Annotated in this window: 22 protein-coding genes and 1 tRNA gene; 3 read left to right on the top strand and 20 right to left on the bottom strand. The window is 59.6% G+C overall.

Going from position 1 to position 25,007, the window contains the following annotated elements:
* Nucleotides 1–179: 179 nt before the first annotated feature.
* The 5 genes from CXU21_RS00440 to kbl all read right to left on the bottom strand — a co-directional run bounded on the left by CXU21_RS00440 (nt 180) and on the right by kbl (nt 8,639).
* Nucleotides 180–758 (bottom strand): hypothetical protein, encoded by a 579-nt coding sequence (locus CXU21_RS00440; RefSeq protein ID WP_102724624.1) that lies wholly within the window; start codon nt 756–758, stop codon nt 180–182.
* 85 nt (nt 759–843) lie between these two features.
* The gene (locus tag CXU21_RS00445) at nt 844–3,597 is read right to left on the bottom strand and encodes a protein kinase domain-containing protein (RefSeq protein ID WP_102724625.1); all 2,754 of its coding nucleotides are present in this window, start codon (nt 3,595–3,597) and stop codon (nt 844–846) included.
* 243 nt (nt 3,598–3,840) lie between these two features.
* On the bottom strand, nt 3,841–4,611 hold the full coding sequence (locus CXU21_RS00450) for a ParA family protein (protein WP_102724626.1): 771 nt from the start codon (nt 4,609–4,611) through the stop codon (nt 3,841–3,843).
* A 174-nt stretch (nt 4,612–4,785) separates the two neighbouring features.
* Nucleotides 4,786–7,425 (bottom strand): SUMF1/EgtB/PvdO family nonheme iron enzyme, encoded by a 2,640-nt coding sequence (locus CXU21_RS00455; protein ID WP_102724627.1) that lies wholly within the window; start codon nt 7,423–7,425, stop codon nt 4,786–4,788.
* Nucleotides 7,426–7,439: 14 nt separating this feature from the next.
* Nucleotides 7,440–8,639, bottom strand: coding sequence for a glycine C-acetyltransferase (gene kbl, locus CXU21_RS00460; RefSeq protein ID WP_102724628.1), 1,200 nt, complete (start codon nt 8,637–8,639; stop codon nt 7,440–7,442).
* Between the two features lie 395 nt (nt 8,640–9,034).
* On the opposite strand from kbl, the gene CXU21_RS00465 reads away from it, so the two are divergent.
* On the top strand, nt 9,035–10,189 hold the full coding sequence (locus tag CXU21_RS00465; RefSeq protein ID WP_180972559.1) for an autotransporter outer membrane beta-barrel domain-containing protein: 1,155 nt from the start codon (nt 9,035–9,037) through the stop codon (nt 10,187–10,189).
* Between the two features lie 58 nt (nt 10,190–10,247).
* On the opposite strand, the gene CXU21_RS00470 is transcribed toward CXU21_RS00465, so the two are convergent.
* The 4 genes from CXU21_RS00470 to CXU21_RS00485 form a co-directional block, all read right to left on the bottom strand.
* The gene (locus CXU21_RS00470) at nt 10,248–10,796 is read right to left on the bottom strand and encodes an 8-oxo-dGTP diphosphatase (RefSeq protein WP_102724630.1); all 549 of its coding nucleotides are present in this window, start codon (nt 10,794–10,796) and stop codon (nt 10,248–10,250) included.
* Between the two features lie 236 nt (nt 10,797–11,032).
* A complete protein-coding gene (locus tag CXU21_RS00475; RefSeq protein ID WP_102713667.1) occupies nt 11,033–11,674 on the bottom strand; it encodes a YopT-type cysteine protease domain-containing protein in 642 nt (213 codons plus the stop codon).
* A gap of 196 nt (nt 11,675–11,870) precedes the next feature.
* Nucleotides 11,871–13,199, bottom strand: coding sequence for an MFS transporter (locus CXU21_RS00480; RefSeq protein ID WP_102724631.1), 1,329 nt, complete (start codon nt 13,197–13,199; stop codon nt 11,871–11,873).
* 100 nt (nt 13,200–13,299) lie between these two features.
* Entirely contained in the window at nt 13,300–14,775 is a 1,476-nt protein-coding gene (locus CXU21_RS00485) for a mannitol dehydrogenase family protein (RefSeq protein ID WP_102724632.1), read from the bottom strand.
* A 36-nt stretch (nt 14,776–14,811) separates the two neighbouring features.
* Here CXU21_RS00485 and CXU21_RS12265 point away from each other — a divergent pair, with 36 nt between their 5' ends.
* Nucleotides 14,812–15,108: a hypothetical protein gene (locus tag CXU21_RS12265; protein ID WP_102713661.1), complete on the top strand. Its 297-nt coding sequence runs from the start codon at nt 14,812–14,814 to the stop codon at nt 15,106–15,108.
* Entirely contained in the window at nt 15,093–16,055 is a 963-nt protein-coding gene (locus tag CXU21_RS00490; protein ID WP_102724633.1) for a PfkB family carbohydrate kinase, read from the top strand. The genes CXU21_RS12265 and CXU21_RS00490 overlap by 16 nt, the downstream gene beginning before the upstream one ends.
* Before the next feature lie 145 nt (nt 16,056–16,200).
* Here CXU21_RS00490 and CXU21_RS00495 read toward each other — a convergent pair.
* The 11 genes from CXU21_RS00495 to CXU21_RS00545 all read right to left on the bottom strand — a co-directional run bounded on the left by CXU21_RS00495 (nt 16,201) and on the right by CXU21_RS00545 (nt 24,964).
* Nucleotides 16,201–16,286: transfer RNA gene (locus tag CXU21_RS00495), tRNA-Leu, on the bottom strand.
* 103 nt (nt 16,287–16,389) lie between these two features.
* On the bottom strand, nt 16,390–16,905 hold the full coding sequence (locus CXU21_RS00500; protein WP_102724634.1) for a hypothetical protein: 516 nt from the start codon (nt 16,903–16,905) through the stop codon (nt 16,390–16,392).
* Nucleotides 16,902–17,708 (bottom strand): tRNA threonylcarbamoyladenosine dehydratase, encoded by an 807-nt coding sequence (locus CXU21_RS00505; RefSeq protein WP_102724635.1) that lies wholly within the window; start codon nt 17,706–17,708, stop codon nt 16,902–16,904. The genes CXU21_RS00500 and CXU21_RS00505 overlap by 4 nt, the downstream gene beginning before the upstream one ends.
* A gap of 2 nt (nt 17,709–17,710) precedes the next feature.
* Nucleotides 17,711–18,514 (bottom strand): TIGR00282 family metallophosphoesterase, encoded by an 804-nt coding sequence (locus tag CXU21_RS00510; RefSeq protein WP_102724636.1) that lies wholly within the window; start codon nt 18,512–18,514, stop codon nt 17,711–17,713.
* 33 nt (nt 18,515–18,547) lie between these two features.
* On the bottom strand, nt 18,548–19,018 hold the full coding sequence (locus CXU21_RS00515) for a universal stress protein (protein ID WP_102713589.1): 471 nt from the start codon (nt 19,016–19,018) through the stop codon (nt 18,548–18,550).
* Nucleotides 19,019–19,101: 83 nt separating this feature from the next.
* Complete coding sequence (gene trpS / locus CXU21_RS00520; RefSeq protein ID WP_102713587.1) at nt 19,102–20,067, bottom strand: tryptophan--tRNA ligase; 966 nt, start codon at nt 20,065–20,067, stop codon at nt 19,102–19,104.
* Between the two features lie 179 nt (nt 20,068–20,246).
* Nucleotides 20,247–21,101, bottom strand: a complete 855-nt coding sequence (locus CXU21_RS00525; protein ID WP_102724637.1) for an NAD-dependent epimerase/dehydratase family protein — start codon at nt 21,099–21,101, stop codon at nt 20,247–20,249.
* Nucleotides 21,098–21,793 carry a 2-C-methyl-D-erythritol 4-phosphate cytidylyltransferase gene (gene ispD / locus CXU21_RS00530; RefSeq protein WP_102724638.1) on the bottom strand — a complete coding sequence of 232 codons (696 nt, stop codon included), beginning with the start codon at nt 21,791–21,793 and terminating at the stop codon, nt 21,098–21,100. Before ispD ends, CXU21_RS00525 begins: the two co-directional genes overlap by 4 nt.
* A complete protein-coding gene (locus CXU21_RS00535; RefSeq protein WP_257996539.1) occupies nt 21,790–22,245 on the bottom strand; it encodes a GatB/YqeY domain-containing protein in 456 nt (151 codons plus the stop codon). The genes ispD and CXU21_RS00535 overlap by 4 nt, the downstream gene beginning before the upstream one ends.
* Before the next feature lie 117 nt (nt 22,246–22,362).
* Nucleotides 22,363–23,277, bottom strand: coding sequence for an SMP-30/gluconolactonase/LRE family protein (locus tag CXU21_RS00540; RefSeq protein ID WP_146016871.1), 915 nt, complete (start codon nt 23,275–23,277; stop codon nt 22,363–22,365).
* Nucleotides 23,278–23,407: 130 nt separating this feature from the next.
* Nucleotides 23,408–24,964: a 2-isopropylmalate synthase gene (locus CXU21_RS00545; protein ID WP_102724640.1), complete on the bottom strand. Its 1,557-nt coding sequence runs from the start codon at nt 24,962–24,964 to the stop codon at nt 23,408–23,410.
* Nucleotides 24,965–25,007: the final 43 nt, after the last annotated feature.

The raw sequence follows: 25,007 nt of genomic DNA on the forward strand, positions 1-25,007 counted from the left end.
GTGGAATCCCATCAGCTTTATTCGGAAAAATACGGATAGAAGCGGAATGATATGGAAGCAGCGCCGAATGGCGCGGCAGGGAGGTTCCAGAGGAGAATGTCCCTCTCCCCGGCATTGGTGGAAAGATCAACCGGAGCCTGGGGGAGATAGCCTTTTCCGCGCCCTGTTCACGGGAACAGTCAGCGGTTGGACAGCAGCTGCTTCATGTCCGGAAGGCGGAAGTGCAGGGGAGGAAGTTCCGCCTCCAGGGCGGCGGATTTTTCCTTCCGCAGGGTTTCCGCACCTTCTTCCAGCTTCCGGGCTTCAGCCAGGATTCTGCGTATTTCCTGCCGTCCGCGGCCTATGTGGGAGGCGGCGCGGACAGGATCAGGCGTGAATTCCGGTCCTCCCTTGAGGTATTTTTCAAAGTATTGCTGGTAGCGTTCCGCCAGTTCCCGCCCCCTGGCAAAGAGCCGGCGGTCTTCCTCCACATAGGCCACCACGGCGGGGTCCACGTCTTTCGTGTCCAGGTCCGCCAGTTCTTCATCCCGTTCCCGCAGCAGGTCCGCCGCGTCCCTGCTGCTTTCCGCCAGGCCCGGAAGGGTGGGGTTCTTTTTCAATTTCAGGAGGCGCTGTACAAGCGCGTCGCTCTTTTCCGAATATTCCGTATTGATGTCAGCCGCTTTTTTCCAGTAGGAGACGGTGGGATCGCCGCAGGAGGCCATCAGGAGGGCGGCCAGCACGGGGAGCATGCGGCGCAGGCAGGTAAAGGGAGTCATGTTCCTCTTGTAGCATTCCCGTGATGGGAATCAAGGATGTTTTATGGTTTCCCGGCTTCTGTTCCTTATGAAAGGATACTGAACCTTAATTGGTTCCGTTTCTGGAACGTTTCTTTTCCGCGGGTGGTGGCATTTCCACCACGCCGCTGCTGGCTCCGGGCGTCAGCAGGATTTCCACCTCCAGGGGCAGGGTAGTATCCGCCAGCAGTCCTTCCGGAATGGAGATGCCGATGGGGGCGGAGCTTTTGCCGGGCAATACTTCCTGGGGGGAAATGATGTCCAGAATGAGGCGCCCGTGCTGGAGAATGTTGATCTTACTAATGGAGAAGGCGTCTTTCATGCCGGTGTTATGCAGCGTGACGCCCTTGAGCCGGGTGGGGGCAAACGGCCCCGGAATGGTGAACCGCAGGATGGTGGATTCTCCGGAGGCAAGCGGCAGGGGGAGCCAGTACGCCGCAATGTCCGCCCTGGGGTTCAGGCTGTCCGTGAGGTAGCCGGACCCGTTGAGGCGTTCCATCATGAGGTGGGAAAGTTCCGAGGACGCGGGCACGCCCCACCCCTGTGAGTACATGAGGGAGAGCAGGTACATGGCCTCCTGGTCCCGGTACTGGACCGCCATTCTCAGGAACCGCGCCGCCTGGGCGTAATCACGTGAGGCCAGGGGCGGCTGCTGGGGCAGGCGGGGGAAGTAGGAGGGGATGTCCATAAGCAGGATGCCCAGTTCCTTCATGGCCTCATAGCATCCTCCGGTGGCGGAACGGTAGAGCCATTCCACGCCTTCTTCAGGCCGGGGGCCTCCGGGGCAGTCCGGAGACATGAGGGCTTTCCCCAATACCTGCTGGGCAATGGGGTACCCGGCCCTGGACAGTTGTTCCAGAGCCGCCAGCGTGTCCGGCGTGATGTCCGCATGGTTCAGGACGTCTCCGTGGCCCGGGGTGGGCGTAGTGACCGCCGCCACCAGCCCCTTGTAAACCGGGTCATGCAGCAGGGCAGGCTCCGGCGCAGGCGGCGCGGCGATGAAGCGGATCTTGGGGAATGTCTCTTCCGTGCGCTCCGCCTCGCTTTTGAAACAGGACATTTGCATGGGAACGGCCTTGTGGGCCGCAGTTTCAAAGGTGTACGTGTAAACGCGGTCCGTGGACAGTTCCGGGAGGGACGGGAAGAAGAACGTGCTGGTGGACTGTCCCGGCACCGTGAAGGAGGGAACCGGGTTGACGGAGCGGTCCACGAGGGTGCCGTTGGAGTCCCGGATGGTCAGGTGGAGCTCCCCTCCGCCGGAGGAAGGCGGCGTGATTTGAAGATAAATGCACGAGATGCGCAGTTTTTCCGGCAGGATGGAGGGGAGGCCGGAACGGGTGAGGATCGTATCATCAAGGCGCAGGTGGAATTCCTGGAGCGTCCGCGGTTCCAGCGCTGCGTCTTCCGTCATTTTAAGTTCCGGAATGCGGATGGACGCCAGGTCCCGGGGCGGGGCCGGCAGTTCCCGTCCATTGGAATTGGCGGCGGGTTGCTGGATGGCCTCCTTGATCGTGTTGATGGTGGTGCCCATGGGGGCCTTCTTCACGTAGTCCATCAGGTAGACGGCTCCGGCGGCCAGCAGGAGGGTGCAGGCGCTGCCCACCATCAGGTACATCATGTGGCGGTTGCGGCGGAGGGTGCGCGCCGACAGCCTGCGGGAGGCGGAATGGAGGCCGCCCGGACTGGCGGCGGGATGGTTGTTTCCCGGTTTTTTTTCAGCGCAGGGGCGCGGCATCCCTTCCGGATGGATGTAGTGAATATCCGCCGGGGATAAATGGATGGTGGCGGAGGATTCCTCCCCGGAAATGGCGCAGATGTCGTGAATCCATTCCCTGGCAGTCTGGTAGCGGCAGTTGATCTGGGGGGAGAGCGCCTTGTCCAGGGACAGCAGGAACTGGCGGGAATAAAAACGTGTGAGCACGGGATCACTGTGCAGGGGCTGCATGCCGTCTTCCGACAGGCGCACTTCCGCCCGTTCCGGAGGATGGCCGGTGAGCAGGGCGTAAAAGGTGGCGCCTACGGAATAAAGGTCGCTCCAGGGGCCTATGTTCGTTTTTCCCAGAGCCTGTTCCGGGGAGGAATACCCCTGGGTGGTCAGGACGGTGGCGGCGTGCAGCTTCAGGGCGTGCCGCGCCGCGCCGAAGTCGATCAGCACGGGCGTGCCCTCCTCCGTCAGCAGGATGTTGCCGGGCTTGATGTCACGGTGGTAGATGTGCCGGGAATGGAGGTAGTCCAGAATACGGAGCAGGCGCGTCAGCAGCCCCTTGAGTTCGTCCTCCGTGTAACGGTGGCCCGTGCTGTGGAGCTTTTCCCCCAGAAAGTCCAGGGAGAGCCCGGTAATGTGCTCCATGGCGAAGTAGGCCGTGCCGTTGGCTTCAAAGACGGACAGGATTCTGACGATGCCGGGATGGTTGAGTTCCGCCAGCGTCTGGGCCTCGCTCAGGAAACTCTTCAGGGCCCAGGTGTAGTTTTCCAGGTCGTGCTCGTTGTTGGGCCGGATATGCCCGGTCAGCGGGTCCCGGTAGGAGCAGCTGGAGGGGAAGTTTTCCTTGATGACCACGTTGCGGTTCAGGAACAGGTCCTTGGCCAGGTACGTGATGCCGAAGCCTCCGCTGCCCAGGACGCGGATGATTTCATACTGTTCCAGGCGCGTGCCGGGGGCCAGCTCCCGCTGGTAAACGAAAAAGGCGCCTTTTTCTTCCGCATGGGGAAGAGGGGGGCGGCCGGGCAGAATCTGTTCCAGGCCTGTCGTCGGAGCGGGAGGCGGGACTTGCCCTGTCGTCCGGGGCTGGTCATCTGGCTGGCCTTCTTCTGCTGGCATGAGGGGAAGTTCCTGAAGCGGAAGCTGCGGGCATTCTCATATGCCGGATGCGGCAAGTCAAGGTGAATGCCTGTTTTCCTCCGTATCAGGACTGCCGCCTGTGCGTAGTATCTAAAACGGCGCAAGTGGAATGGAAGGAATAAACCTAAAGGGAGAGATGAAGGCGGGGATTCTTTCTGCCTTGCCCATCCTGTACGCCGTGCTTATGAAGTCCATTCCCGTGAAAGCCGACCCTTCACGTTTTCAGGATTTGTGGCGCCTGATAAATTCCCGTGCGGCTTTCAGATAGGCGTCCGCCGCCGTTCCGGAAGGATCATGTTCAAAGATGGTGTGGCCGAAGCTGGGCGCTTCCCCTAGCCGGATGGAGCGGGGAATGACCGTCTTGTACAGCATCTGGGGCAGGTGTTTTTCCACCTGGTCAATGACTTGGCGGGAGAGGTTGGTGCGACCGTCGTACATGGTCATCAGCACCCCTTCATGCCTGATGCGGGGATTGGCTCCGCTGGCGCAGATCTGCGCCGTCACGTGCAGGATTTTGGCCAGGCCTTCCAGCCCGAACCATTCGCACTGCAGGGGCGTCAGCACTTCGTCGCAGGCGGCCAGGGCGGAGGTCATCAGAACGCCCAGGGAGGGCGGCGTATCCATGATGCAGTAGTCGTACGCTTCCGACTCCCGCAGGGGAGCGAGCGTTTCCCGGAGCCGGGTCAGGTGGTTGCCGGACCGGGCCAGTTCTATTTCCACGCCGGCCAGGTCCATGGTGGAGGGGATGATGTCCAGCCGTTTTCTGCCGGAAGGCACAATGCACTCTTCCGCCGGGAGCTGGCCGAGCAGGGCCGGGTACAGGCTGGGCATGTCTTTTCCGTCAATGCCCATGCCGCTGGTGGCATTGGCCTGCGGGTCCAGGTCAATGACCAGGATTTTCTTCTTCAGCTGGGCCAGGGCGGCGGCCAGGTTGATGGCCGTGGTGGTTTTTCCCACTCCCCCCTTCTGGTTGGCGATGGCGATGATTTTCATTCGGGAAAAGGGTGCGGGGAAAAGGTAGCATAACGGGAGGCCCTTTCAACCATTTTCCCGGAGAGGCCGTGAGGCCTGCGGGCCGCAGCGGACCTTTCCCTTTAGGGAACGGCTTGTTGCGTGGAACGGAGGAGCAGGGGAAAACCGCTGCAGAAGAGGTTGCATGCCCCGGCGTCAGGGTGCCGTGGGAACGGCGGGACGGTCGGAGGACAGGATGAGGCGGAAGCCGAGCGCGTCATCCCGCGTGTTTTCCGGCAGGGGGGTGCGGATGGAGGTGGTGAGCTGCTTGGGGCGGAAGGAGAGGTAACTGCCTCCGCGTGCCACTCCGTAATTGCGGATGGGGAGGGACTCCGGCCCCCCGTAGGAATCGTCCACCCATTCCATGACGTTCCCCTCCAGGTCGTACAGGCCCAGGTGGTTGGGCGGGAAGGTCTTCACGGGGGCCGTGTACGGCTGTCCGTCCTCATACCCCACGATGACGCGGGAGGAAGGAAGGTAAATCAGGGCGGACTGGTCCGCAAAATTGCCCGTTTTATCCGGCGGAGGCCAGGAATACCCCCACGGGAACACCTCCCGGGAGTTTTCATGAGGCAGCGTCTTTTCATAGGGGGAGGACCCCTTTTCATCCGTCAGGCGCACCCATGAGCTCCATTCCTCGTCCCTGGGCAGGCGGTAGGAATCATGCTGGTCAATCAGCCCCTGGGCCCGTTCCTTGTTGGTAAGCCATTTGGCAAAGGCGCGCGCGTCCTGCCTACTTACATTAACCACCGGGTGGTTCTCCCCCTGCGGGAAGCCGGGCCGGGCCGGGGCTTTTCTCCCCGTAGCTTTCAGGAACTGCTGGAAATCCTTCACGCGCACTTCATGGGACATGACCAGGGCGTTTCCCCCTACCGGGGCCAGTTGCATGCCCAGGCTGTTGGTCCAGGGTGATCCGAAGATCACGGATTTGTCCGGCTCCAGCTGGAGGGAAAGGTATAAATCCTGCGGGTCCAGCCCCCGGCGCCGCATGGTGGCGTGCCCCGGCAGTTTGATTTCAATCACGTAGGGCACCTGGTTGACGTATTCCTCAATGGGCGTGCGTCCGATCAGCCTGTTGTTGAAGAAGACGCTGGCCCCCGGCGGATTGGTGGTGACGGTGATGGGGACCTGGAACACGCGGGTGACGTTCAGGACGTAGGCGCTGTGGCCGTCCGTATTTCCGGACGTCTGCGGCAGGGGATCCGCATTGATGGAAAACTCCTTGCCCAGCAGTCCCTCCCGTTCGCATTTCTTGTTCAGCCACGCCAGGTAGGCCGTGATGCCGTCCTGCGTGAGCAGGGCCACGTCCTTTTCAGGATGGCCCGGTTCCGTCTGTTCCCGCTTCATCTGGTAATTCCCCTTCTGCTGGTCCTCCTTCAGGAATTTGTTGAACAGGGCGGCGGTGAGGGGGCCTTGCGCCACATGGCGGGTTTCCGCGGGCAGGTATGTGACGCCCTCCGTATCCTTCCACGGCTGGCTGTCCGTGGGGGGGTGGTACTCCTTCAGCACGCCGCCCAGGGCCAGCGTGGAGCCTCCCTTGACGGTGCCCGCCTCCTCCTTGTCCGCGAAGCCCGATTTCTTGATGGTGTAAGCCACGGAAGCGCCGGAGGGCAGTTCAATGGGGCCGTAGGGCGTTTCATCCAGGTAATTGCCGTCCGCATCATAAACGGACGCTCCCGCCGGGGAGCTGGTCACCAGCACATATCCGGTCCGGGATTCCTCCTCCGGGGCGGAGGCGTGAGGGTCCTGGCGGACGTCCGCGGCTGGTTCTTCCAGAAGATGCTGGCTGCTGTTGAGCCACAGGGCACCCCAGTATGCGGTGAAAGCTCCGGCTACGGCCGCGGCCAGCAGCTGGAGGGTGCGCCTGAGCTTGCGGCGCTTCTTTTTCTTATGAAGGCGGAAGCGGGAGGGCACTTCATATCCCCGGAGGGCGTCTATTTTCTCCGCCAGCTCTTCCGCGGAATCAATGGCGCACTCCTCCACGCGGGGTTCCGCCGCCTGGCAGATGATGGTATTGAACGCCTGCCACTTCTTGCGCACGGTGCCTTCCGGCAAATCATCCGGAAGTTCAGGGAAATCCATGCGGTCCTTCCCCGTGCTGATCTCGTATAAAACCTTGGCCAGGGCATAAACGTCCGCCCGCCGGGTGCCGGGACCGTCCGGGGGGATGAACCCCTCCGTCCCTACAAAGCTGCGCTGGTCCAGATGGGCCACCAGGCCGATGTCCGCCAGCTTGGGCCGTCCGTTGACGAAAATGACGTTGGCCGGCTTGATGTCCCGGTGCGTCAGGTTCTTGCTGTGCAGGTACAGCAGGGCGTGGGCCAGCTGGCTGCCTACCTCCAGGCAATAATCCAGGGGCAGCGGCTTGTTGCCGGAAAACTTCTTGTCCGTCTGGAGCGTGCGGGGAATATACTCGTCCGGCGTGATGTGGACGCCCGTGCGGGCGTCGTCGCCCAGCTCCATAACGTAATAGTAAAACGGGGAATCCTGGTCGTGCCTCCCTACGTGCAGGATGTGGACCAGCCCCGGATGGTTGCGGGCGATGGGTTCATACTGCAGGATGCCCTCAAACTCCCGGTTGAAGGTGCGCTCATCCTCAAAATCCTCCCGCCAGACGATTTTCACGGCGCGCCACGCCCCGGTCAGGGAGCGGGCCAGCCAAACCTCCCCGTAAGCGCCGCTGCCTATCTGGCGCACGACCTCATGGTCCGGAATGGAAGGAGTGGGACGCACCACCCGTTTGACGGGCAGCGTCGGCAGATTGCCGCCGGGCATGGGTGATGCGTCCGAAGTCATGGAGAGTGCGGGAATCAGGAAATAACCCCCAGGTTCTTGCCCACCTTGCAGAAGGCTTCAATCGCCTTGTCCAGTTGTTCGCGGGTGTGGGCGGCGGAAATCTGCGTGCGGATGCGGGCCTGCCCCTTGGGAACGACGGGGTAGAAGAAGCCGACGGCGTACACGCCTTCGTCCAGAAGCTGGGCGGAGAATTTCTGGGACAGCACGGCGTCCCCCAGCATCACCGGGGAAATGGGGTGGTCCTTGCCGCCGATGGTGAAGCCCGCTGCCGTCATGGCGTCGCGGAAATACCTGGTATTCGCTTCCACGCGGTCGCGCGCTTCCGTGGAACCTTCCAGCAGGTCCAGCACCTTGATGGAGGCGGCCACGATGGCCGGGGCCACGCTGTTGGAGAACAGGTACGGGCGCGCCTTCTGGCGCAGGATGTCCACCACTTCCTTCGGGCCGGAAACGTAGCCGCCGGAAGCGCCGCCCAGGGCTTTCCCCAGAGTGCCGGTGGTGATGTCTATGTTGCCGAACAGGCCGCAGTGTTCATGCGTGCCGCGGCCCCTCTTGCCCAGGAAACCCGTGGCGTGGCAATCGTCAAAATGCACGATGGCGTTGTACTTGGCGGCCAGCTCATGAATCTTGTCCAGCTGGGCGATGATGCCGTCCATGGAAAACACGCCGTCCGTGGAAATCAGCTTCACGCGCGCTCCGGCGGCGTCCGCTTCCTGGAGCTTGGCTTCCAGGTCCGCCATGTCGTTGTTGGCGTAGCGGAAGCGCTTGGCCTTGCAGAGGCGCACGCCGTCAATGATGGAGGCGTGGTTCAGGGAATCGGAAATAATGGCGTCGTCCGCGGTCAGGAGGCCCTCAAACAGGCCGCCGTTGGCATCAAAGCAGGAGGGGAACAGAATCGTGTCTTCCGTGCCCAGGAACTGGGAAAGGCGTTCCTCAAGCTGGCGGTGCAGGGTCTGCGTGCCGCAGATGAACCGCACGGAAGCCATGCCGAAACCCCATTCGTCAATGGCTTTCTTGGCGGCTTCCATCACTTCCGGATTATTGGCCAGGCCCAGGTAATTATTGGCGCACATGTTGATGACGGAGCGTCCGTCCTTCAGCGTCACCTGGGAATACTGCTGGGAGGCGATGAAGCGTTCTTCCTTGTACAGACCTTCCGCACGCAGTCCGTCCAGGGTGGAAGTGAGGATGTTTTTGAATTCAGGGGTATACATGTCGAATAATGGAATATGAATTGAAATAGCCAGCAAGTGAACGATCAAGGATCACACGGTTGCTCCCGCACCTTTATCATTATTGAGCCGTGAAGAAAAGCTTAAAGAACACAAATTGAAGGCAGGGAGAGGACGGAACGGAGAAGCGGAACCCCTCCGCTTATCCTGCGGTGACGGGAAAAACGGGAGCTGGTCAAAGGGGTGCGTTTCCTGAAGAAAAAGAACAGGAAAAATACTCACCGGTCCGGAATGCATGAACGGCAGGCGGGGACGGGAAGGGAGGAGTTTTCCGGAGTATGGGAAATGCATTTGATACACAAAACAGGCGCCAACGTGCGCTTGAAAAAGTGAAGGCCGGTTCCAACCTCCGGCCATTAAACCCATCATACCCGATCATGAAACTATCCCGTATTTCCTTATGGAGTCTGACCCTGGCAGGATGCCTGCCTGCCGTGCGCGCCGAATCCTGGAACCAGTTCCCGGAAAGCGGTCCGGAAACCACGCTGGATTCCATGTGGGCGTCCGCGGCCTATGTGCAGACGCTGGTGGAAGCCTCCTCCGCCCAGATAAATATCTCCCGTTTCCGGCAGAAGGGGCCGTCCAACCTGTGGGCGGGCGCCCTGGGCAGCTTTGGCGATGCCGGAATCCGGAACAACCAGCCTTCCTTTGACTACTCAGCCGCCGGCTACGCGCTGGGGTATGACTACGGCACGTATGGAGAAAAATCCGGTTCCCTGCTGGGTCTGGCATTCGGGCAGATGTTCGGGCACCAGAACATTCAGGAAATGCCGGACTATCCGGACGGCCCCATGGAGGGGGACCGCTTCCGGCAGTCAGCGTGGATGGCCAACCTGTACGGCGCCTTCTTCCGGGAAACGGGGCCGCGGTCCAGCCTGCTTCTTGCCGCGAATGCGGCCTTCGGCAGTACGGAAAACAAATGCCGCCACAGTGATGCGTGGGGAAACGCCTCCAAGTGGGACTCGGAAACGTTCCAGGCGGGGTTTTCCGCCTCCTGGCGCTATCAGGTGACGAACTCCTTCAGCGTGACCCCCTTTATGGGAGTAACGTATGTGCACGGAGCCAACAAGGTGAAAAGGGATGACCAAGGCGGCTACGGCGATTCCTCCTGGTGGGGGGATTACTGGTGGGATGACGACGACTGGGACGACGATGATGATTACAACCAGCGGCGGGACAACCGGGGCACGTTTGACAACGTGTCCATGGCGATGGGAGTGACGCTGGAACACGTTTTCCGTCTGTCCGGAAATACCGTATGGATTAATGCCCTGTCCGGGAGCTACTGCCCGGACATCTACCGTAACGATCCCCATTACACGTTCCGGGACGGCTGGTGGGAAGGGGATGAATACCGGGAATCCCGGTACAAGGGGAAGGGCTATTCTCCCGGAAAGCAGTCATTCAAAGTCAAGCTGCTGTCCAGAATGGTCTTCAATGACAGATGCTCCGTCTTCGCCTCCTACCAGGCGCATTTCAGGGAATCCTTCCTGGAGCACCAGGCGGCGCTGGGCGTCTCCGTCTCCTTCTGAACACTGGAGCCGCCGGGGAAAGACGAATGGAAAAGAGTTCGGCTTTCTTCCGGATGGCTCAGAGGGAAGGGGAGGGGGAAAGAGCCTGGTTTTCCTTGCCGGAACAGTCCTCGGTTTTCAGGGAAAACTCCAGCATCCGGTCCCCCTTAAACGTGAAAAACGCCTCAAACCGTTTCCCGTCAAGCATGGCGGGAAGCCAGAACCGGTCGTCCTGCCACATGAGATCGTAGGGAATCTCGTCCACCGGGCACCAGAAAGGCTCTGCCTCCGGCGTTTCCGAAGGGGTGCCCTTGAAAGAGGACGCCATGAACACGTGGCAGCGGATTTCCGGAATGGTGCCGCAGGCGAAGGAAAAATTCAGCACGCCCATTTCCCGGGCATCCGCAACGTCAATGCAGAGTTCCTCCCGGACCTCCCGCAGCACACACTGGAGGGCCGTTTCCCCCGCCTCAAACTTCCCGCCGGGACCGTTCACCTTCCCCGCGCCGATCCCCCTCTTCTTGCGTATCAGGAGAATCCTTCCGTCCTGCACCACAAACATCAGGGTGGCGAGGATATCAGGGGTCCACTGGGCAGGCCATTGAAAGCCGCTGCTTCTGTCTTGCATGGGCGCATGTTACAGGATGGGAGGGAAATCATGAAGAAAAATGCGGAACAAGCCCGGTAGAGGCCGGCTCCGGACACGGTTTCGCACCTGTGAGGCAGGAGGGCAAGAATGAAGACTTGCCGGTGATGGAAAAGGAAAATCCCTCTCAACTTTTCATGGAAGCCGGGAGGGATTGCCGTCAGGAATTTTCCTCCTGCTGCGAAGGACTCATTCCGGGAATGGGTGGCAGTTTTTCCTTAACAAAAAGCATCCAGGGAAAAACTTTTGTTAAACCGGTCGTGGTATGGACTATTAATTTCTCCAAATGCCTTTTTTATATCCCCTGGCAGATCAGTTTTGCTGTCGCATTCCAGAACGAAAAAGTTGGGGTCAAAAAGATGAACCTTCCCCTTTTCGTTGTGAATACCGATGGCGTGCCCACAGCGTTCTTCAAAAATGGCCAAAATCGTATAGGTAACGTCCTTTTGTAAAATCTCGGAAATAGTAACGTCCTTTTGTAAAATTTTGGAAATAGCGTAATCCATAAATTTCTTTTCGAAGAAGTTTGCAGGAACCGAGTTGTTATGCAGCATCTCCATCTTCCCTTCGATAACCATTGCTTGACGGCTGCGGGCAAGGACATCCGCCATGTCGTTTTGTTCATGGAAAACGGAGGCTTTTGCCGCGTACCCCTCTCCATAAATGAGAGGAGCTTTTGAAATGGGCTGATTGCGAGGCGGACTGATGCTGTGTTCAATATCGGCCCAAAATTGGCTTTCTTCATGACGATGGCATGCAATGAGCCAATAAGTGACCAGGCCCAGGCATATTCCGGAAGGATAAATATCCCCTGTCTGGGGAATCAACTGTCCCTGACTGAATGATTTTATTTCTTTCATGATTCTCTTAATGGAATGATTGAGAACACATCATTCCATGAAGAAAAGATGGAGGACATGATGGTCTTCCCTGATGGAAAATCAACTTTCCGGAGTATGGGACGGGCTGTTCCGCCGGACCGGCTTCTCCCTCCGGAAAAGGAATCCATGGGTGAGAGCAAAGTCTCCGGATGGAGCCGGACGGGGCCGGCCTTATTCAGTCCGTTCCTTCCAGCAGGTCTTCTTTCCTGACGCGGGAACCCGCAAGGGCATAGGCAAGCATGACCAGCTCACAGAGGAAGACAAGCATCCATGACCAGCGCCAGCTTCCCAGCGCGTCCGTCAGAGCTCCCTGGAGGAAGGGGAAAACGGCGCCGCCGAACACGCCCATCATGAAAATGCCGGAAGCCTTGGCGGTGTATTTTTTCAGTCCTACGGTGGCGAGCGTGAAAATACAGCCCCACATGACGGAATGGAACAACCCTACGGAAACCAGCACCCACAGGTTATGGGTGTAAATGGCAACCAGCGTCAGGATGGCCGCCGCAGAGGTCGCCACCGTCAACTGGACGCGGGGGGAGATATGGTTCAGCCAGCTGGAAACGATGCGCCCCACCATCAGGCCGCCCCAGTACAGGGAGGCCAGCAGGGCCGGAATGCCCAGGTCCACCCCCCACACCACCAGGTTGCTGGAGCCCAGGAACAGCAGCGGTTCATCCGAATTGCTGAGCTCCAGGGCGTGCAAGTTCACGTTGATGCCCACGGACACCTCCGCGCCCACATAAAAGAAAATGGCGATCACGCCCAATGTCAGATGCCGGAAGGACCAGATGCTGCGTTCCAGCTTTTCTCCTTCTCCGGCCGTCGTGTCCCGGATGTTGGGCAGGTAAAGGCGCTTCGTCATCAGGGTGACCAGCGCAATGAGGACGCCCAGGATGAGCAGGGGGAGCATCAACTGCCGCACGTGGACGCTCTCCATGGGCAGACCGGCAAACAGGATGCCGGTCACGAAAAACGGCGCGATCGTCGTTCCGAAGGAATTCACGGCGCAGACGATGTTGAGGCGCTGGACGGGCTGCGTTCCCTTCAATTCATAGGACGTCACGTAGGGGTTGATGACGACCTGCAAAATCGTGGCGGAGGTGCCCATGGCATAGGACCCCGCCAGAAAAATAAAATAGCCGTAGGGAATGCTGGCCCCGGCGATCGTCGTGCGCAGGTCCTCGAACTGGACGGTGAACCATGCGGACAGGAAAAAGACGGCCAGCCCGAGCACCATGAACAGGAGCCCCCGTATCAGCGTCGTCTTATAGCCGTAGCGGTTGATCCAGCGGGAGGCGATGTTTCCGTTCACCAGGTACGCCAGGAAAAAGAAAAAGGGAATCAGCGTGATGAACGTGTTTTTCAAAGCGCCGGCGTCCGACAGGAAGGCGCTTTGCAAAGGCCCCTGGAACTGGCCGTTCACGGTGGACAGGAACCCGACAAGGAAATAAATGAAGGTCAGGGCAAGGAAGGGGCCCAGGCGTGAATGCGGTTGTGTTTCCATGGGGAGGGTGAGAGGTGAAAATGCTGCAGAAAGGAAAAGACCGGGAAGGTGTCTTCATGCAGCCCGGAACAGGAGCCGGGCTGCATGAAGGATTGTATGACTACGGAAGAACCAATTTTTCCAGAACGGGGAGCACGCCGTCTTTTTCAAGCTTCTCCACCATGCCCAGGTACTGGCTGACGAACTTGTCCGCCGCCTTCAAATCCGTGCTCCGGAAGGGGGAGAGGGCGAGGAAATCCAGCGGGTCGTCACTGGCGATCAGCTTCCGGTCCTCTTTGGTCAGCCAGGGCTCGTTCACTTCATAAGCCTGGCCCCGGTCGTCCTTCCCGTGCTTCAGGTAATGGCGGTAGGCGGCCACGAAAAACGCCAGGCGTTCCAGGTCGGCGCCGTCCCTGATCATCTTCGTTAAAACGGGCATCACATACACGGGAATCTTGGAAACGCCGTCAAAGCACAAGCGGCTGATCTGGTCGCTCACCGCCTTGTTGCCGAAGCGTTCCAGCAGGGTCTTCTTGTACAGCTCCAAATCCGTGTTCCCTGGCGGCGGAACGTAGGGGCCCGCGTCCCGGTCCATGAAAAGGCGCAGGTAGCGGGCAAACCGTTCATCCCCTACCGCCTCGTCCACCCGGCGGTACCCGGCCAGAAAGGCGGGGTAGGACAGCAGGGAATGGGACGCGTTCAGCAGGCTGAGCTTCATATTCTCATAAGCGGAAACGTCATCCGTAAACTCAACGCCCACGGCTTCCCAGTCCGGGCGCCCGGCAATGAAATCATCCTCAATCACCCACTGGATGAAATCCTCCGAATAGACGGGGGCGGCGTCTTCCACGCCGCTCTGCGCATCCAGCCGTTTGACGTCGTCCGGCGTGACGGCGGGCGTGATGCGGTCCACCATGCTGTTGGGGAACGTCACGTTCTTCTTCACCCACTGAGCCAGTCCGGGGTCCTGGACCTTGATAAAGGAAGTGAACGCTTTCCGGGCCGTGTCCCCGTTGTGCTGGAGGTTGTCGCAGGATAGAACGGTTACGGGGCCTGCGCCGTCCTTGCTCCTCTTCCGCAATCCGGCGGCCAGAAAGCCGAAAACCGTACGGGGATGGCCGGGGTGTTCCAGGTCATGTTTCACGTCCTTGCTGTTGAGCATGAACTCTCCGGTCTCCTTATCCAGATTGTACCCCCCTTCCGTAATGGTCAGGGTGATGATTTTAGTCCGGGGGTCCGCGATCCTGTCGATTACCTTTCCGGGCTCCTTCGGCCCCCATGCCAGATCCACCAGGGAGCCTATCTCATAAAACTCGTCCTTGCCGTCGCGGCCGCAGACTGTCAGCGTGTAAAGGCCGTCCTGGCTCTTCAGCGCCTTGTAAAGGGGTTCGTCCTGCGGCAGCAGGGCCACTCCGGAAATCCCCCATTTATCACGGCCGCCCATGCCCAGAAGCTGATTCGTGTAAAACTCCTCATGCGCGCGGTGGAAATTGCCCACTCCTATATGGACTATTCCCGGTTGAATGGTTGTCCTGTCATAGGGGACGGGAGCCCCCGGAATCTTCGCCTTGCCCTGTCGTTTCAGTTCCTTCTTCATCTTGAAATGAGGTATGGTATTTGCCGTCTCATACTAATGGGCATTTCCGGAGAGGCAGGTGTTAGGGATATGCCAGACTTTTTCCATATCCGGCGCGTTGATCACGCGCCGCAGGGAGCGTTTACGGAAAAAATCCGGGATTTTCTCCTGGACGCGGCTCACTCAGGGAAGGTGAAAACGCCGGAAACGCGCCCTTTCCGGCATGACTGGAATGAACCTCTTTTTCCTTTCCCGGAACAGGCGGCGCGTTCTATGCTTTACTATCTCTCCCGGCTTTCCTTTCCGCCGGAAGAACCACCTTCAACATTTGAAAAAGCATGTATGACGTCGTAGCCCTCGGAGAACTGCTGGTGGACTTCACCCCCTGCGGAGTGAGCGCCCAGGAATTGCCCGTTTACCAGGCCAATCCGGGGGGAGCCCCCTGCAACGTCCTCTCCATGCTGTCCAGGCTGGGGCGCAGGACCGCCTTCATCGGCAAGGTGGGGCATGACATGTTCGGGAAAATGCTCCGGCGCACGCTTCAGGAGGAAGGCATTGACGACTCAGGGCTGGTCTCTTCCCGGGAAGTCAACACCACCCTGGCCTTCGTCCAGATTGACGAACAGGGCGACCGTGATTTTTCCTTTTACCGCAATCCCGGCGCGGACATGAAATTGACCGCCGGAGAGGTGGATATGGTGCTGGTGGAAAACACGCGCGTATTCCACTTCGGGACCATCTCCATGACGCACGGCGACGTGCGGCGCGCTACCAGGCACGCCGTCAGCCATGCCCGGGAAAAGGGGGCCCTTATCACCTTTGATCCCAATCTCCGGCCTCCCCTCTGGCCCAGCCTGGAGCTGGCCCGGGAGCAAATGCTCTACGGCTGCGGCGCGTGCAGCGTCATGAAAATAGAAACGGAGGAACTTCTCTTCCTCACCGGGTGCTCCTCCATGAAGGAAGGGCTGGATACCCTGAAAAGGGAATTCCGCAATCTCCGCCTCATTCTCGTGACGGGGGGCAGGGAAGGCAGCTGGGCTTCCTGTGGAGACAAGCTGGTTTACCAGCCTACGTTCCTGAAGGTCAACACCATTGACACAACGGGAGCCGGAGACGCCTTTTTTGGTTCCTGCCTGGACTGGGTTCTGGAAACGGGACTGGAAAACCTGACGGAAGGACAGTTGGCGGACATGCTTTTATTCGCCAACGCCGCCGCTTCTATCGTGACGACCCGCAAGGGGGCCATCCGCTCCATGCCGACCCGCGAGGAAGTCCTGGCCCTGGTGGCCGAAGGCGTTTGAGGTTTTCCCCTGAATGCGCGTTCCTGAACCGGGACCCTTTATCAAAGTCGGAGACTGGACCCAGCCTCTGGAAGCACGCTCCCGGCTTCCTCTCCTACCAACAAGAAACCCTCTCCAAGCATTTCACTTAAAGAGGGTTATTGAATGGTGCTCGAGAGGGGACTCGAACCCCTACGTCTTATCGACACTAGATCCTTAGTCTAGCGCGTCTACCAATTCCGCCACCCGAGCATGGGTGCCTTAAGGCGGGGAGTTTTTAGCGCACGGAAGCGAATAGATCAAGCTTTTTTCTTCTTTTTTATCCTGCTGGTTCCGTTTTTGAAGGCGGCTTCTTTTACCGGACCGGTAGGGAGGTGGCCACGGGCATGATGGCCGGACGCAGGGTGACGGCCTTGGTGTCATATTTTTCCGAGGGTTTGAAGAGCCAGCCGGGATTGGTGTCGATGGGTTCGAACCGGGTCGGCTTGAAGATGGGCAGCTTCAGGTTGGAGTTGGGCTCGTAACCGTATTTGCCCGTGTATTTGCCGTACACCCTGTATTCATAGTTGTTGTCATAGGCATAGCGCGGGTTCCCGGCGTATTCCGGCAGGCGGTCCGGAGTGCGGCAGGAGCTTTCATCCATGATGACGAGCTGAGCCGTTCTCCAGGTCTGGCCCGGCTGGCGCAGGTAACCCCAGAAGCGGGTCGCCGGGACATGGTAGCGGCGGCCGACGAAGTAGTTTCCCCTGGGCTCTCTGGCAATTTCCGCATTGCGGGCGTTAATGCCGGCGATGTCTTTTTCCAGGGAGTTGCACTGGGTCAGGGCGGGAAGAAGGACGGCCCCCAGCAGGGGAAGCAGGAGTTTGTTCATGGTTGCGGTGATGTTTGTTTTTTGTTTAAGAACGTTTGAATGGCGGCGGAGGCCGCAAAGAAGCCGAAGGTGCCAGTGATGTGCGTGACGGAGCCGAACCCGGCGTCACAGCCCATTTTCCCCTGAAATTCCGGGTCGCGCGTGCAGGAGGTTTCTCCGTCACAAGTGGGGTACACGGGTGTTTCCTGGGAGAAGACGCAGGGGATTTTCAGTTTGCGCGCTTTTTCCCCAAGCGGGAGGCCGTAGTCTTTTTTGAGCTTGTAGCGCAGGCTGGAGAGCAGGGGGTCTCCCTTGGTGCGGGAGAGGTCCGCTATTTCTATTTTGGCGGGGTTGACGCGCCCTCCCGCGCCGCCGCAAGTGACCAGGAGCTGCCTGCTGCGGTAACAGGAGGCAATGAGGTGGGCCTTGGGCGCCAGGGAGTCAACGGCGTCGATGATGACGTCCGGTTTCGTCTCCAGCAGTTTTTCCGCGTTGGTGGCCGTGTAGAAGCTGTTGAGGGAGATGATTTCCGCCTCCGGGTTGATTTCCTTGATGCGTGCGGCCATGGCTTCTGTCTTGGACTGGCCGATGGTGGACGCCAGCGCGTGGATTTGCCGGTTTGTGTTGGTGATGCAGAGGTCGTCCAGGTCCATCAGGATGATGGTGCCTACTCCGGAGCGCGCCAGTGCTTCCGCCGTCCAGGAGCCTACGCCGCCAATGCCGATGACGGCCATGCGGGAGTTCCGGAGAAGGTCCAGCCCGCTGGTTCCGTACAGACGGCCTATGCCGCCGAATCTGGCTTCATGGTTTGTGGCGGTGGGCATGGTCAGGAGGCCGGTTTTTCCACGATTTGGCTGATGCGGGCGATGTTGAGGGCTTTGCCGGTGGTTTCATCCACCTGCACGACGGCTCCGCAGAGACGCACAGGCCAGTTGGCCACGGGGAATTTGGCGGGCATGGAGGAACGAAAGCGCTGGATGATGGGTTCCTTTTCCCGGCCCAGAACGCCAATGGCCGGGCCGCACATGCCGGAGTCCGTCAGGTAGGCCGTGCCGTGCTCCAGGATGGTTTCATCCGCGGTCTGCACATGCGTGTGGGTTCCGATAACGGCGGAAACAAGCCCGTCCAGATTGTATCCGGTGGAGATTTTTTCACTGGTGGTTTCCGCGTGCATGTCCACAAAGATGACGTTGACGCCTTCTTCCTCCCTCAGCCTTTTGGCTTCCGCTTCCGAGATGAGGAAGGGGTTTTCAAGCGGGGGCTGGATGAAGGAGCGCCCCTGCACCTGCATAACGGCTATTTTCCCCCTGGGTGTTTCCACCACCACGCTTCCGTGCCCCGGCGTGCCCCGGGGGTAGTTGAGGGGGCGCAGCACACGCGGCTCGGAGTCCAGCCACGGGGCCAGTTCCACCTGGTCCCAGACGTGGTCTCCTGTCGTGATGACGTCCACTCCCGCATGCAGCAGCTCCTGCGCCAGCCGGGGGGTGATGCCGCGTCCGGCGGCCGCGTTTTCTCCGTTGACGATGATGAAGTCCGCCCCGTGCTTCCTTTTGAGTTCCGGCAGCATGTGCTTCACGGCGGTGCGGCCAGGTTCGCCGACCACATCGCCTATAAAGAGTATGGTAATCATGAAATGGGACGGATCTTGTGCAGATGGCGGCTTCTATTGTTCTTCCTTGGTGACGGGAACCACCAGGACGGGCACGGGGGATTTCCGCATGACGGAGCTGGCTACGCTGCCCAGAAAGACGGTGGAAAGAAAACCGTGGTTGTGCTTGCCCACCACGATCATGTCAATGTGGTGTTTTTCAGCGTAGTTGATGACCGCCTCGCTGATTTCGAATTCGTCTTCCACTGCCTGGATGATGGTGGCGTCCGTCAGCCGGGAGAGTTTTTCCGCCGTCTTTTTCAGATGGTTTTTTGCGATGGAGATGACCTCGTTTTCCTCCGTCTGGTCCATGACGGGTACGGGCACTTCATCCGGCAGCACGCCGGAGACTTCATAACAGATGCTGGGTTCCACAATGTGGAGCAGGTGGATGATGCTGTCGTTGGGGCACGCCAGTTTGCCGATCTGATGAATGACGGCGTCCGTGGCGTTGGAGAAATCAATGGCTACCAGAATATTTTTCATATATTCCTGTATAACATTCCGTGCTTTTCCATGCCACTAAAAAACGTGTTTCACTCCGGGTTCTCCGGCATTTCAGCCCCGGTTCAGATCAGGCCTACGGCCCGGCGCACCCTGTCCAGCACCACGGAGGCCGTTTCCCGCGCCTTGCGGGCCCCGTCTTCCAGCACCTGGCGCACGTAGTCCTGGCTGGCTTCCAGTTCAGCCCTGCGCTCGCGCGCGGTCCGGAAGTATTCCCAATACGCGTCAAAGAGGCGTTTTTTGAAGTCGCCATAGCCGCAGCCGCCGTTCTGGAAATCATGGACCATGGTTTCATAGCCTTCCGCGGAGGCAAAGAGTTTGTAAAGCTGGAGGATGATGGAGCCTTCCGTGGACTTGGGTTCCTCCACGGGGGTGGAGTCCGTGGGGATTCTCATGATGAGCTTGCGGACGGCTTTTTCCTCTCCGAAGATGGGGAGGGTGTTGTTGTAGCTTTTGCTCATTTTCTGGCCGTCCAGCCCTGGCACGATGGCCGTGCTTTCCGCAATGAGCGCATCCGGCAGCTTGCAGGTGCCTTCTCCGAATTGTTCGTTCATTTTGCCCGCCAGGTCCCGGGTGACTTCCAGGTGCTGTTTCTGGTCCTTGCCCACAGGCACCAGGTCGGAGTCATACATCAGGATGTCCGCCGCCATCAGTACGGGGTAGGTGAAGAGGGCGTTGCTGGGGGAAAAACCCTTGGCGAGCTTGTCCTTGTAGGAGTGGCAGCGTTCCAGCAGGCCCACCGGGCAGACGGTGCCGAGTATCCACGCCAGTTCATTGACTTCCGGTACGGCGGACTGGCGGAAGAAGACGCATTTTTCAGGGTCCAGGCCCACGGCCAGAAAGTCCGTCGCCAGATTTTTGCAGTTTTCCCGCAGGGCGGCCGCGTCATGAACGGTGCTCATGGCGTGGTAGTCCGCCAGAAAGTAGTAGGAGTCTCCGCGTTCCTGCATGCGGACGGCCGGTTCCATGGCTCCGAAGTAGTTGCCGACGTGGAGCTTGCCGCTGGGTTGAAGTCCTGTGATGATACGCATTGCGCGCAGGATTGTGCCCGTTCGCGCCCGGCAAGTCAAGAAAGGGGAGAGTCAAAGGCTGCCGGGACGGCTTGCCCGGCGCCACGCTTGCCCCGGTATTTGTTCAGCACATTGGCCCTTCCTTTCCTTCTCTCCCGGAAAGCCGCTCGGGACGTGAGGATGGAGGAGTCCCTCCGGTTTTATTCTTCCAGCGCTTCCAGCACATTATGCACGCCGTCTGCAAAGCTTGGGTAGAGCGGTTCCCAGCCCAGGGCCAGAAGGCGGGAGCAGGAGATTCTCTGGTTGGAAAAGCCGCGGCGCGCTTCCGCCCGGAGCGGTTCAGGCTGCGGAGCGGGCCTGCCCAGCAGTCCGGAGAGGTAAGAGTAGATTTCTCCCAGCTGCATGGGGGTGCGGTCCGTCAGGTTGTAAATGCCGGAGGGCGGTTCACGGAGCGTGCAGAGCAGGTGCAGGGCGCCCACGGCGTCATCCCGGTGGATGTAGTTGATCCACCTGTCCATATCCCCGGGGAGGGCGGTGCCTTTCGTACAGTATTGGGAGACAAGCACGCAACGGTCCGGACCGTACAGGGCCCCCAGCCGGACGACGGTTCCTCCGGCGGCCAGAACCGCCTGTTCCGCCTGAATGAGAAGGCCGCTTTTTCCGGAGGCGGGATAGACGTTGTGTTCCTCCGTAATCCAGCGTCCGTCCGTGATGCCGTAGACGGAGGTGCTGGAACAGAAGATGACCGGTTTTCCGGGGAAGGCTTCCAGCGTGTTTTGCGTTCCACGGATGTAGAGGCTGCGGTAGGCATCCTCGCCACCCCCGCGGGTGCTGGCGCACATGACGATGATGTCCGGGGAGGGAGTGCGGGCGGCCAGGCTGCGCATGGAGTCTGCGTCCGTGACGTCCGCCTCATAAATGGCCCGCTGTGTGTCTATGTCCGCCGTCAGGGCCGTATGGCCGGCTTTCCGCAGGCTTTCCGCCAGGGCTTTTCCCAGATAGCCCGTTCCCAGAATAAGGACGGTGCGGGGTTGTGTACACAGGAGGCTGGTCATAGGGTATTGCGGCGGTGCTTGAGTTCCAGCAGCATTTCAGCGTAGGAAATGTCTTCCGGCCAGGTGATCTTGGGATTGGGCCCATGGTTGTGCACCAGCCGGGTGGGGTGGCCGATGAGCTGGAGGGCGGTGACTTCATCAGTTACCTTCATGTTCCGTTCCGTGACTGCCGCATAGGCGTCCAGGAGCAGCGGGTATTGAAAGACCTGCGGTGTTTCCATGCACCACAGTCCTTCCCGGTCCACCTGTTCCGGAAGCGTGAAGCGTTCTTCATCCGCGCGTTTCAAGGTGTCCGTCACGGGGTGTGCTGAAGCGGCAGCTCCACATTCCCTGGCAGTCTGGATGCATCGGGAGATTTGCTCCGCCGTAATGAGGGGGCGCGCGCCGTCGTGCACGGCTACGAGCCGGGGCACGTAAAGCAGGGCTGCCAGGCCGTTCTTTACGGATTCATGCCGTTCGCCGCCGCCGTCCACGCGGGTGACGGGCACTTCCGTCTCCATGTCCGCGGCATTAATGGCGCGGAAGCGTTCTTCCGGGCAAACCACCACGATTTCCGTGATTTCCCGGCAGCCGGCAAACGCCCGGATACTGCGTTCCAGCACCTTGACGCCGTGCAGGGGCGCCAGGAGCTTGTCAAATCCGGCGCGCCGGGAGGACCCGGCCGCTACGATGATGGCGGCGCAGCCTTTCATGAGAGCCTGGCTGATACCATCCGGGCCAGTTCCTTGCCGTTGACCCGCCCGGCGGTGCGTTCCTGCATGAGTTTCATAACCTGGCCCATGTCCTTTTTGGCGCTGGCTCCCGTTTCCTTCATCACGTCTTCCAGAATGGCAGCCGTTTCCTCCGCGGTAAGCTCGGCAGGCATGAATTGCTTGAGAACGGTGATTTCCGCTTCCTCCTTGTCAGCCAGTTCCGGACGCCCGGCGGACCGGAATTGTTCCGTAGAGTCTTCACGCTGCTTGATTTGCTTGCGGACCACAGCCAGTTCTTCCGCCTCCTCCAGAGGAGTGCCCAGGCCTCCCTTGGCGATGCCCGCGTTCGTCAGGGCCGTCTTGAGGGCGCGCAGGGTATTGAGAGTGACGGAGTCTTTTGCCCTCATGGCGGTTTTCATCCCTTCCATGATTTGGTCTGAAATCTTGCTCATATCTCCATTAACTAAACGCATCCCCGGTGTACTTCAAGCCGTAAATTGAAAAAGGCCGCCAGCGGGGAAGATGCCACTGGCGGACCGGGAGAGGGTGTAAAAACGGAATAGTTCCGGTTATTTTTTCCCGCCAATGGGCATGATGTGGATTTTCTTTTCCGTCATGCCCGGCGCCACGATCATGGAGTCATACAGGATGAAGTCCGCCGTGCCTTCAATGGGGCCGGTGGCCACCGGTGCGGAGCGTCCCGTTTTCAGGTCCAGTTTGCGGATGGCTTCCGGTTTTTTGTCCTTGGACCAGTCGCTGTAGTAAAGGGCGTTGTCACGGTAGGCCAGGCCGTCATACTGCCCCCGTTCCTTGGAGAGTTCCGTGACTTCCCGGGAGACGGGGTTGATGGAGAGCAGGCGGCCGCTGGGCTTGCCTTTTTCATCCGTGGCATATTCGCAGAGGTAGATGACTTTTCTTTCCGGGTCCCAGGCCAGGCCGTTCGGCTTGTAGATGGGCTGCTTGGTGACCAGCTCCCCGTAGGAACTGGTGTTTGTGTCCACATAGAAGATCTGGTTGGTATCCGTGGAGGAGACCATGAGCCTGCCGTTGATGAACGCCAGGTCATTGAGGAATTTCATGCGGGAGGGGGACAAGTCCACATATCCCTCAATGGTGCCGGTTTTGGCGTCTATCTTGTAGACCATGTCCACATCCGTGCAGTACAGGAAGCCGTCCTGGTACAAGAGCCCCTTGGGAGCGTCCAGGGTGTCCACGTCCGTGATTTTTTTAGGTTCCGTGGAGCCGTGCGGGATCACTCCCAGATAGCCGTCCTTGTCCTTTTCCGTGGGCGCCAGTTTGGCGCCGATGCAGGTGAAGTAAATGTTGCCTTCCGCATCAGCCGCCACGCTTTCCGGGTGGCCGTCAATGGTAATGGAGGCTTTTTCCAGGGGAGGCAGCGGTTTGGCCGGCTCCGGCTGTTTTTTGGTTGGAGGAGCTGCCAGCGCGCTGCACGCCAGGCAGAGAAGGAGTAGTGTTGCTTTCATGGGGTTGTACGGTGTAAAAGGCTTGGAATTTATGGCACGGAAGCAGGAGAAAAGCAAGCCGTAGGAGCTGCCCTGCGGACGCCGTGCGGAGGTGCGCCCCGTTCGCACATGCGTACCGGGGCGCTCCGGGTCAGATGGCGCCTGCGTCCAGATTGTTGGGCTGGGGCATATTTTCCATGCGGATGGAGCGGTTGACCGCGTTCAGGTAGGCGCGGGCGGAGGCTTCAATGACGTCCGTGGAGGCTCCCTTGCCCACGATGGGCTTGGGCTGGCCGAAGTCCACGTGCACCGTGACTTCTCCCAGAGCGTCCTTGCCTTCAGAGGCGGCGTTGACGCTGTAGCCTTTCAGCGTGCCTTTGCGCTTGGTGATGCGTTCAATGGCCTTGATGACGGCGTCCACTGCTCCGTTGCCCGTGGAACTGTCTTCAAACTTTTTGCCTTCCTTGAGCAGTCCCACCGTAGCTGTAGGCCGGGCGTGGCTGCCTGCCACGAATTGCAGGAAGTCCAGTTCCCACAGGCCGGAGGAAGCATGCAGGGAGTCGTCTACAATGGCGGAAAGGTCGTCGTCATAAACGAATTTTTTGGAATCGCCCACTTTTTTAAAGCGTTCAAACACCGTATTGACCTCCTCTTCCGTGAGCACATGGCCCAGCTGTTCCAGCCTGGCCTTTACGGCGGCGCGTCCGGAGTGCTTGGTGAGCGGGAGCTCCGTGGCCCCCCAGCCGACCGCCTGCGGGTCCATGACTTCATAGGTTTCCCGGCAGTTGAGGATGCCGTGTTGGTGGATGCCGGAGGAGTGGGCAAAGGCGTTTTCCCCCACGATGGCCTTGGAACGCTGCACCTGCATGCCGCTCATGCGGGCCACGATGCGGGAGGTGCGGACGATTTCACGCGTGTTGATGTTGTCCGTCACGTCGCCAAACTGTCCGGCGCGGGTGCGCAGGGCCATGATAACTTCTTCCAGGGCCACGTTTCCGGCGCGTTCGCCAATGCCGTTGATGGTGCCTTCCACCTGGCGGGCTCCGGCGCGGATGGCGGCCAGGGAATTGGCTACGGCCAGGCCCAGGTCATTGTGGCAGTGCACGGAGATGACGGCCTTGCCGATGTTGGGCACGTTTTCCTTCAGGTGGCGGATAATGCGGTAGAATTCGTCCGGCGTGGTGTAGCCCACGGTGTCCGGAATGTTGACGGTGGTGGCTCCGGCGTCAATGACGGTTTCCACCACCTTGGTCAGAAAGTCCAGATCTGTGCGGGAGGCGTCTTCCGGGGAGAATTCCACGTCTTGCACGAATTGCCTGGCGTAGGATACGCCTTCCGCTGCCATGCGCAGGATTTCCGTTTCCGCCTTTTTTAGCTTGAACTGCATGTGCAGCTTGCTGGTTGCCAGAAAGATGTGGATGCGTGCGCGGTCCCCGGCAGGTTCCAGGGCCCTGGCCGCCGCTTCAATGTCCGCCTTCACGCAGCGGGCCAGTCCGGCGATGCGGCATTTTTTGATTTCACGGGCGATGGTGTGCACGGCTTCAAAGTCACCGTCGGAAATGCAGGGGAAGCCCGCCTCGATCACGTCCATGCCCAGCCGTTCCATCTGACGCGCCACTTCCAGCTTTTCGCGTAGGTTCATGGATGCTCCGGGGCATTGTTCTCCATCGCGCAGGGTAGTGTCAAAAAAGTAGATTTGGTCGGACATGGATTGATATAATTAAGTGCCCATATAATAGTGTTTTGCCCCG

The sequence above is a fragment of the Akkermansia muciniphila genome (genome assembly GCF_002884975.1).
Taxonomy (GTDB): Bacteria; Verrucomicrobiota; Verrucomicrobiia; order Verrucomicrobiales; family Akkermansiaceae; genus Akkermansia; species Akkermansia muciniphila_C.

Excerpts from the sequence above, each read along its gene's own strand:
- CXU21_RS00485 (WP_102724632.1), bottom strand. The coding sequence starts at position 14,775 with ATGAAGAAGGAACTGAAACGACAGGGCAAGGCGAAGATTCCGGGGGCT.
- CXU21_RS00540 (WP_146016871.1), bottom strand. The coding sequence starts at position 23,277 with ATGAAAGCAACACTACTCCTTCTCTGCCTGGCGTGCAGCGCGCTGGCA.
- CXU21_RS00455 (WP_102724627.1), bottom strand. The coding sequence starts at position 7,425 with ATGACTTCGGACGCATCACCCATGCCCGGCGGCAATCTGCCGACGCTG.
- CXU21_RS00525 (WP_102724637.1), bottom strand. The coding sequence starts at position 21,101 with ATGACCAGCCTCCTGTGTACACAACCCCGCACCGTCCTTATTCTGGGA.
- CXU21_RS00450 (WP_102724626.1), bottom strand. The coding sequence starts at position 4,611 with ATGAAAATCATCGCCATCGCCAACCAGAAGGGGGGAGTGGGAAAAACC.
- kbl (WP_102724628.1), bottom strand. The coding sequence starts at position 8,639 with ATGTATACCCCTGAATTCAAAAACATCCTCACTTCCACCCTGGACGGA.
- CXU21_RS00440 (WP_102724624.1), bottom strand. The coding sequence starts at position 758 with ATGACTCCCTTTACCTGCCTGCGCCGCATGCTCCCCGTGCTGGCCGCC.
- CXU21_RS00470 (WP_102724630.1), bottom strand. The coding sequence starts at position 10,796 with ATGCAAGACAGAAGCAGCGGCTTTCAATGGCCTGCCCAGTGGACCCCT.
- CXU21_RS00510 (WP_102724636.1), bottom strand. The coding sequence starts at position 18,514 with ATGATTACCATACTCTTTATAGGCGATGTGGTCGGCGAACCTGGCCGC.
- ispD (WP_102724638.1), bottom strand. The coding sequence starts at position 21,793 with ATGAAAGGCTGCGCCGCCATCATCGTAGCGGCCGGGTCCTCCCGGCGC.
- CXU21_RS00465 (WP_180972559.1), top strand. The coding sequence starts at position 9,035 with ATGAAACTATCCCGTATTTCCTTATGGAGTCTGACCCTGGCAGGATGC.
- CXU21_RS00545 (WP_102724640.1), bottom strand. The coding sequence starts at position 24,964 with ATGTCCGACCAAATCTACTTTTTTGACACTACCCTGCGCGATGGAGAA.
- CXU21_RS12265 (WP_102713661.1), top strand. The coding sequence starts at position 14,812 with ATGGGCATTTCCGGAGAGGCAGGTGTTAGGGATATGCCAGACTTTTTC.
- CXU21_RS00500 (WP_102724634.1), bottom strand. The coding sequence starts at position 16,905 with ATGAACAAACTCCTGCTTCCCCTGCTGGGGGCCGTCCTTCTTCCCGCC.
- CXU21_RS00445 (WP_102724625.1), bottom strand. The coding sequence starts at position 3,597 with ATGCCAGCAGAAGAAGGCCAGCCAGATGACCAGCCCCGGACGACAGGG.
- CXU21_RS00535 (WP_257996539.1), bottom strand. The coding sequence starts at position 22,245 with ATGAGCAAGATTTCAGACCAAATCATGGAAGGGATGAAAACCGCCATG.
- CXU21_RS00505 (WP_102724635.1), bottom strand. The coding sequence starts at position 17,708 with ATGCCCACCGCCACAAACCATGAAGCCAGATTCGGCGGCATAGGCCGT.
- trpS (WP_102713587.1), bottom strand. The coding sequence starts at position 20,067 with ATGCGTATCATCACAGGACTTCAACCCAGCGGCAAGCTCCACGTCGGC.
- CXU21_RS00490 (WP_102724633.1), top strand. The coding sequence starts at position 15,093 with ATGTATGACGTCGTAGCCCTCGGAGAACTGCTGGTGGACTTCACCCCC.
- CXU21_RS00515 (WP_102713589.1), bottom strand. The coding sequence starts at position 19,018 with ATGAAAAATATTCTGGTAGCCATTGATTTCTCCAACGCCACGGACGCC.
- CXU21_RS00475 (WP_102713667.1), bottom strand. The coding sequence starts at position 11,674 with ATGAAAGAAATAAAATCATTCAGTCAGGGACAGTTGATTCCCCAGACA.
- CXU21_RS00480 (WP_102724631.1), bottom strand. The coding sequence starts at position 13,199 with ATGGAAACACAACCGCATTCACGCCTGGGCCCCTTCCTTGCCCTGACC.